Here is a 7138-nt window from a genome sequence, read left to right as displayed (position 1 = left end):
GCGCGCCCCGCCACGGCGCAGCCCGCCGCCGACACGCTGGGCGCCATCCGCGCCCGCGGCCATGTGCTGTGCGGCGTGACGCCCAACACCATCGGCTTCGCCGCGCCGGACAGCCAGGGCGTGTTCCGCGGCCTCGACGCCGATTACTGCCGCGCCCTCGCGGTCGCCGTGTTCGGTGACGCCGACAAGGCCCGCTTCGTGCCCACCACCGCGCCGCAGCGCTTCCCCGCCCTGCAGTCGGGCGAGGTGGATGTGCTGATCCGCACCACCACCTGGACCCTGTCGCGCGAGGCGGCGCTGGGCTTCGTCTTCGCCGGCGTCAATTTCTACGACGGCAACGGCTTCATGGTGCGCCGCGCCCTCGGCGTGCAATCGGCGCGGCAGCTCGACGGCGCCAGCGTCTGCCTGCAGCAGGGCTCCACCACCGAGCTGAACGTCACCGACTATTTCCGTGCCCATGGCATGCGGCTGAACCCGGTGACCTACGAGAATGTCGAGGAGATCCGCACCGCCTTCGCCGCCGGCCGCTGCGACGTCTATTCCTCCGACACCTCGACCCTCGCCGCCTTCCGCGCCGGGCAGGGGGCTGCCGCCGACCAGTTCGTGCTGCTGCCCGAGATCATCTCGAAGGAGCCGCTGGGCCCGGCCGTGCGCAAGGGCGATGCCCGCTGGTTCGACATCGTGCGCTGGACGCATTTCGCCCTGCTGACCGCCGAGGAGCTGGGCATCACCCAGGCCAACCTGGCCCGCTTCGCCGACAGCACCAGCCCCGACGTGCAGCGTTTCCTCGGCCGCAGCGGCGATCTGGGCCGCATGCTCGGCCTGCAGCCGGACTGGGCGGCGCGGATCGTCGGCCAGCTCGGCAATTTCGGCGAGATGTGGGAGCGCAACATCACCCCCATGGGCATCCAGCGCGGCATCAACGCCCTGTGGACCCAGGGCGGCCTGCAATACGCCCCCCCCATGCGTTAATCTGCCGGCTGCCGTTCTTCTGTCGGCTGCCGGTCAGGGCTGGGACGGCGGGTGCTGCACTGGGCCGGGAACACTCCGGCCCAGCGTCGCGCCCCGCTTCTCAGTCCGCCTGCGGCAGCCTGAAAAAAATCTCAACCCGCTTGCGGCAGCCTGGCGGGAGCATGTGACGCCAGAATGGCGTCGTAGCGCTCGCGGCGCAGGCGCTCGTAATGGCGCCGGTGATGGCCGTCGATGCGCTGCAGCGCCTCCTCGGTCAGCTTCGGGAAATCGTAGTGCTCGCTCTCGGCGATGCGCATGCGGTCGAAGCCCATGCTGCGGAAATGCTCGGGCGAGAAGGAATGGCCGCGCTCGCCGATATAGCGGCCGAAGCTCACCGTGGTCAGCACGCGGCTCAGCCCCAGCTCCAGGCAGGCGATGCTCTTCGCCGCATCCTGCGACGACGCCTCGGAGGCGATGGAGAGCGGGCGGAACAGCTCGAAGATCTGCCGGTGCGGGCGGTCATTGTAGTCCCGCCCCTCCAGCAGCGCGTAGAAGGGTTCGAGCCAGCGCATCATCGCCCGCCAGCCCTCGCGCCGCAGGCCGAAGCCCCAATGGTGCTCGAGCGGGATGTATTTCACCTCCGGCCCCGGATAGTCGCGCCGGTGGTCGCCATAGGCACCGAAATAGGCGATGCGCGGGAAGGGCTCGGTGACCCGGCGCAGCTGCTCCAGCGCCCAGATGTACCAGGGGCCGAGTTCCAGGTCGTCCTCGAGGAAGTAGCCGAGATCGGCGTTCAGCTCGTCGAAGACCAGCCGCTCGCCGCGCAGGATGTTGCGCGCGACGCCCAGATTGTGCGGGCTGGCCAGCACCTGGCCGCGCGGGAAATGCCGGCGGAAGGCGGCGGTGGAGGCGATGATGGCATCGTCGCTGGCATGGCGCCGGCCGGTGCGCGGCGAGACCGCGCCATCCTGCAACAGCCAGATCCGCGCCGGGTCCAGCACAACGCCGCGCTGCGCCGCCAGACTCCGGCAGACCCGGTCCAGATAATCCGGCCGGTCGAAGGCGAAGAGGATGATCGGCGTCTCGATGCGCGGGATCATTCGGTGGCCTCGCGCCGGAAGCCGGGGGTGGCGGGCGGTTCGGCGAATTCCTCCGCGATCTCGTCGACACGCGCCAGGCGCGGCCCGGCGCGGCAGGCGGTCAGCAGTGCGGCGACGGCGGCGGCGTCGCCCGCCACCAGCGCCTCGACGCTGCCATCGGCGCGGTTGCGCACCCAGCCCTGCACGCCCAGGCGATTCGCCTCCGCCACCATCCAGTCCCGGTAGCCCACGCCATGCACCCGGCCCCGGATGCGCACCCGCTTCGCGTCCATCGCGCCCTCCTCAGGCGTCAGCCGCGCGCCAGCGCCAGCAGGCGGGCGGCCAGGGCGACATCCTTCACCACCCCGTCCTGGCGCGCCAGCGCCTCGGCATCCTCGCCCCAGCGCTCCTGCTGGAAGGCCTCGTCCAGGAAGGCCAGGCGGCAGGCCTCCGCCGCGTCCAGCCGCCCCTCGGCCATGGCCAGGCCCAGCACCAGGCTGCCCAGCGCGGGAATCGCGACGCCCAGCGCCGCCAGCTCCAGCGCGTTGCGGGCGGCGAGCGCCCGGCGCAGCGCGGCGAGCGATTCGGGCGGCTGCGCCACCGGCATGATGCCAGTCGTGACCTTCAGCGGCGCGTCCAGCGCCAGCGCCGCCCAGTCCAGCAGGGGCTGCCATTCGCGCGCCTGCCGCCCGGCCAGGCGCGGCTCGTCCGCGGCGTGGTAGCAGAGCAGGTCGGTGCCGCCATACTCGGCCAGCGCCGTGACGCTCGCGCCGGGGTCGGCGGCGATGCGCTCCAGCCCGGTGGCGACCACGCGGGTCAGCGGCACCTGCTCCATCGTCATCTCGCCGCCCTTGGCGCCGCCCGCCACCTGCCATTCCTCGGCCACCGCCTCGGCCAGCGGCAGGCTTGGCAGAAGCAGCGGACCGCTGCCCGGCAGGCGCAGCGGCCGCCCATCCAGCTGCACGGCGAACCCTTCGGCCGAAGGCAGGGCCTCGGCCCGATCCCAGAAACGCTTCATGCGGGCGGCTTAGAGCAAAACCGCCCCGCCGCGAAAGGCCACCGCCACCCCTCGCCACGCAGGCGAGCCGGAGCGGGCACCACTCCACGGGAAGTTGAGGCGCCGGGCCCCCGGCAACGGCAAGTGTTCACTTCCGCAATGATGAGCGATGTGTAAACTCGCGCAGGTTCAACCACGATCTCCAGGGACGCCCGGCGCGGGCGGGCCGCACCGGCCCTGCGCGCCCTGGCCAACCCTGACGGCGAGGAGCGGGCACGCATGACGGTCCTGACGGCGATATCCCCGGCGGTGTCCCCGGCGGCCTTGCCGGAGGCGATCAGCCCGGTGCTGGTGCTGCCGGCCGGGCCGCTGCACCTGCCGGGCATGCTGGCCATCTTCAACGAGGTCGTGGCCAGCAGCACCGCCGTCTACACCGACCAGCCCGAGACGCTGGAGCAGCGCGCCGCCTGGTGCGCGCAGCGCCAGTCGCGCGGCTTCCCGGTGCTGGTGGCGCTGGGCGCCGATGAGCGGGACGTGCTGGGCTTCGCCAGCTTCGCCGAGTTCCGCGGCGGCTGGCCCGGCTTCCGCCACACGGTCGAGCATTCGGTACACATCCGCGCCGATTGCCGCGGCCGCGGCCTCGGCACGAGGTTGGTGGCGGCGCTGGTCGAGCAGGCGGTGCTGCTCGGCAAGCATGTGATGGTGGCGTCCATCGACGCGGAGAACGCGCCCTCGATCCGCATGCACCAGCGCATGGGCTTCCGGCAGGTGGCGCATATGCCGCAGGTCGGCTGCAAGTTCGGCCGCTGGCTGGACCTGGTGCTGATGCAGAAGCAACTCAGCGAGAAGCAGCCTGAAAGGTAAGGGTTCTTTTTTGTAAAAAAGAACCAAAAAACTTTTGCCGGTGGGCGTCCCGCCTATGGCCTGAGGCGGGACGCCAGACTGGAAAAGTCTTTTTGCTTCTTTTTCTTCAGAAAAAGAAGGCTTTAAGCCGCCTTCGCCTCGCGCCGGCGCTTATGCAGCACGAACTCGGTGTAGCCATTCGGCTGCGCCGCGCCCTCGAACACCAGGTCGCAGGCCGCCTGGAAGGCCGGGCCGTCGAAGCCCGGCGCCATCGGCACATAGGCCGCGTCGCCGGCATTCTGCTGGTCCACCACGGCGGCCATGCGCTTCAGCGTGTCCTCCACCTGGGCGCGGCTGACCACGCCATGGCGCAGCCAGTTGGCGATGTGCTGGGCGGAGATGCGCAGCGTCGCGCGGTCCTCCATCAGCCCGACATTGTTGATGTCCGGCACCTTGGAGCAGCCGACCCCCTGGTCCACCCAGCGCACCACATAGCCCAGGATGCCCTGGGCGTTGTTGTCCAGCTCCGCCTGCACATCGGCCGGCGCCCAGTTGCTGTCGGAAAGCGGGATCGTCAGGATGTCGTCCAGCTTGGCGCGCGGGCCGCCGGCCAGCAGCTCCTCCTGCCGCGCGGCCACGCTGACCTCGTGGTAGTGCATCGCGTGCAGCGTGGCGGCGGTGGGGGAGGGCACCCAGGCGGTGTTGGCGCCGGCCTTGGGGTGGCCGATCTTCTGCGCCAGCATGTCGGCCATCCGGTCCGGCATGGCCCACATGCCCTTGCCGATCTGCGACTTGCCGCGCAGCCCGCAGGCCAGGCCCGTGTCGACGTTCCAGTCCTCATAGGCCTTGATCCAGGCCGCGCCCTTCATGTCGTTCTTGCGCAGCACCGGGCCGGCTTCCATCGCCGTGTGGATCTCGTCGCCGGTGCGGTCGAGGAAGCCGGTGTTGATGAAGGCGACCCGCTCCTTCGCCGCGGCGATGCAGGCGCGGAGATTGACGGTGGTGCGCCGCTCCTCATCCATGATGCCCATCTTCAGCGTGTTGGCGGGCAGCTCGAAGGCCTGCTCGACGCGGGTGAACAATTCGTTCGCCCAGGCCACTTCCTTCGGCCCATGCATCTTCGGCTTGACGATGTAGACCGAGCCGGCGCGGCTGTTGCGCCGCGCGCCCCGCAGATCGTGCAGGGCGATGGCGACGGTGGCGAGCGCGTCGAGGATGGTCTCCGGCACCTCCTTGCCGTCCAGCGTCACCGCGTCCGTCATCATGTGGTGGCCGACATTGCGCACCAGCATCAGGCTGCGGCCATGCAGCGTCAGCGTCGCGCCGTCGGGGGCGGTGTAGACGCGGTCCGGGTTCAGCCGGCGCGTCAGGGTGCGGCCATCCTTCTCGAACTTCGCCTCGAGGTCGCCCTTCATCAGGCCGAGCCAGGCGCGATAGACCTCCACCTTGTCCGCCGCATCGACGGCGGCCACCGAATCCTCGCAATCCATGATGGTGGAGATGGCGGATTCGGCGATGACATCGGCGATGCCGGCCGGGTCGTCCTTGCCGATCGGATGCGCCTTGTCGAGGCGCAGCTCGAGGTGCAGCCCGTTGTTGCGCAGCAGGATGGCGGTCGGCGCCGTGGCCTCGCCCGCATAGCCGGCGAACTTGGCGGAATCCGTCAGGGTGGTGGCGCCGCCCTGCACCAGATCGACCTTCAGCACGCCGCCGATCACGGCGAGCCCGGCCACATCCGCCCAGGAGCCGCCAGCCAGCGGCGCCGCCTGGTCGAGCAGCGCGCGGGCGCGGGCGATCACCTTCTCGCCGCGGGCGCGGTTGAAGCCGCGCCCGGCGGCCAGCTCGCCCTCCTGCGGGATGGCGTCGGTGCCGTAGAGCGCGTCATACAGGCTGCCCCAGCGCGCATTGCCGGCGTTCAGCGCGTAGCGCGGATTGTTCACCGGCACCACCAGCTGCGGCCCGGCGATGCTGGCGATCTCCGGGTCCACATTCGCCGTGGTGACGGCGACCGGGCCGGGATCGGGCAGCAGATAGCCGATCTCCTGCAGGAAGGCGCGATAGGCGGCGGCATCCACCGGGCGGGCCGGGTGCTCGCGGTGCCAGGCATCGATCTTCGCCTGCAGCGCGTCGCGCTCGGCCAGCAGCGCGGCATTGCGCGGGGCGAGCTCGGCCAGGATGTCGGCCATGGCGCCCCAGAAGGCCTCCGGCGCCAGGCCGGTGCCGGGCAGCGCCTCGCCCTCGATGAAATCCCGCAGCACCGGCGCCACCTCCAGCGCCCCGATCCGCACCATCCCGGCCATCGCAGTCTCCCTCCCGCTTGAACGCTGTCCGGCAGTTAACCTGCATTTCCGGCGCCCCGCAAACCGCCCCGCCGGAGGGGATTGCGGCGCGGGCGGAACGGGTGGAGGCTTCGGGCCCGCATCCCGACAGACCAGGATTTCCGCGCCATGACGCTGCCCTTCCTGCCGCCCGATTTCGCCACCCAGCACTGGCAGGTGACCAAGCCGGCGGCACGCGGGCAGCGCGGCATCGTGGTCAGCCAGAGCCGCGCCGCGGCCGAGGCCGGCATCGCCGTGCTGGAGGCCGGCGGCAATGCGGCGGATGCCGCCGCCGCCACCGCCTTCGCGCTGGCCGCCATGGAGCCGTGGAATTCGGGGCTCGGCGGCATCGGCTTCGCGGTGATCCACCGCCCCGGCCAGGCCCAAGCCGAGATCCTGGATTTCGGCCCCGTCGCGCCCGCCGCCAGCGACCCGGCGGATTATCCGCTGACGGGGCGGATGAAGCTCGACCTCTTTGCCTGGCCGGAGGTGGAGGGGGACCGCAACATCCATGGGCCGCTCTCCTTCGCCATCCCTTCCTCGGTGGCGGGATACGGCACGCTGGCGGAGCGTTTCGGGCGCGGCCTGCCGCTTTCGGCGCTGCTCGACCCGGCCATCGCGCTGGCCCGGCGCGGCCTGCCGCAGGATTGGTACACCACGCTGAAGATCGCCAATTCGGCCAAGGTGCTGCGGCTCTACCCGGAGAGCGCGCGCATTTATTTGCCAGATGGGCTGCCGCCGGTGGCCCCCTACCAGGGCAAGCCCGGCTTCTTCCCGCTGGGCCGCCTGGCCGACACGCTGGAGCGGCTGCGCGAGGCCGGCTGGCGCGATTTCTACGAAGGGGAACTCGCCGCCTCGATCGCCGGCGATGTGGCGGCGATGGGCGGGCGGCTCTCGGCCGCCGATCTGGCCGGCGTGCGGCCCGAGGTGCGGCCGGCGCTCGCCATCCC

7 protein-coding genes are annotated in these 7138 nt (G+C 71.1%); 3 read left to right on the top strand and 4 right to left on the bottom strand.

Annotation, left to right across the window (positions count from 1 at the left end; translation table 11 throughout):
* Positions 1–972, top strand: a 972-nt coding sequence (locus HMPREF0731_RS06125; protein WP_007003178.1) for an amino acid ABC transporter substrate-binding protein, incomplete at its 5' end; no start/stop codon positions are given.
* Between the two features lie 131 nt (positions 973–1103).
* Here HMPREF0731_RS06125 and HMPREF0731_RS06120 read toward each other — a convergent pair.
* Genes HMPREF0731_RS06120 through HMPREF0731_RS06110 form a run of 3 tightly spaced genes read right to left on the bottom strand, consistent with a single transcriptional unit; the run spans position 1104 to position 3048 of the window.
* Positions 1104–2051 (bottom strand): glycosyltransferase family protein, encoded by a 948-nt coding sequence (locus HMPREF0731_RS06120; RefSeq protein ID WP_007003177.1) that lies wholly within the window; start codon positions 2049–2051, stop codon positions 1104–1106.
* Positions 2048–2323, bottom strand: coding sequence for an acylphosphatase (locus HMPREF0731_RS06115; RefSeq protein ID WP_007003176.1), 276 nt, complete (start codon positions 2321–2323; stop codon positions 2048–2050). Before HMPREF0731_RS06115 ends, HMPREF0731_RS06120 begins: the two co-directional genes overlap by 4 nt.
* A 17-nt stretch (positions 2324–2340) precedes the next feature.
* Positions 2341–3048, bottom strand: coding sequence for an ATP12 family protein (locus tag HMPREF0731_RS06110; protein ID WP_007003175.1), 708 nt, complete (start codon positions 3046–3048; stop codon positions 2341–2343).
* Positions 3049–3306: 258 nt separating this feature from the next.
* Between HMPREF0731_RS06110 and HMPREF0731_RS06105 the strand changes: the two genes are divergently transcribed.
* Entirely contained in the window at positions 3307–3891 is a 585-nt protein-coding gene (locus HMPREF0731_RS06105) for a GNAT family N-acetyltransferase (protein ID WP_007003174.1), read from the top strand.
* 122 nt (positions 3892–4013) lie between these two features.
* Here HMPREF0731_RS06105 and HMPREF0731_RS06100 read toward each other — a convergent pair whose 3' ends face one another.
* Positions 4014–6170, bottom strand: coding sequence for a malate synthase G (locus HMPREF0731_RS06100; protein ID WP_211207886.1), 2157 nt, complete (start codon positions 6168–6170; stop codon positions 4014–4016).
* 147 nt (positions 6171–6317) lie between these two features.
* Between HMPREF0731_RS06100 and HMPREF0731_RS06095 the strand changes: the two genes are divergently transcribed.
* Positions 6318–7138 (top strand): gamma-glutamyltransferase (locus HMPREF0731_RS06095; protein ID WP_211207885.1); only part of this gene is annotated, 821 nt, incomplete at its 3' end.

It is taken from the genome of Pseudoroseomonas cervicalis ATCC 49957 (assembly GCF_000164635.1).
Taxonomy (GTDB): Bacteria; Pseudomonadota; Alphaproteobacteria; order Acetobacterales; family Acetobacteraceae; genus Pseudoroseomonas; species Pseudoroseomonas cervicalis.
Note: the sequence above shows the minus strand (reverse complement) of the source record. Positions and strands in the feature narration are given on the sequence as shown.

Bases quoted from the DNA above. Each gene is read 5' to 3' on its own strand.
- HMPREF0731_RS06105 (WP_007003174.1), top strand. From the start codon at position 3,307: ATGACGGTCCTGACGGCGATATCCCCGGCGGTGTCCCCGGCGGCCTTG.
- HMPREF0731_RS06115 (WP_007003176.1), bottom strand. From the start codon at position 2,323: ATGGACGCGAAGCGGGTGCGCATCCGGGGCCGGGTGCATGGCGTGGGC.
- HMPREF0731_RS06110 (WP_007003175.1), bottom strand. From the start codon at position 3,048: ATGAAGCGTTTCTGGGATCGGGCCGAGGCCCTGCCTTCGGCCGAAGGG.
- HMPREF0731_RS06120 (WP_007003177.1), bottom strand. From the start codon at position 2,051: ATGATCCCGCGCATCGAGACGCCGATCATCCTCTTCGCCTTCGACCGG.
- HMPREF0731_RS06100 (WP_211207886.1), bottom strand. From the start codon at position 6,170: ATGGCCGGGATGGTGCGGATCGGGGCGCTGGAGGTGGCGCCGGTGCTG.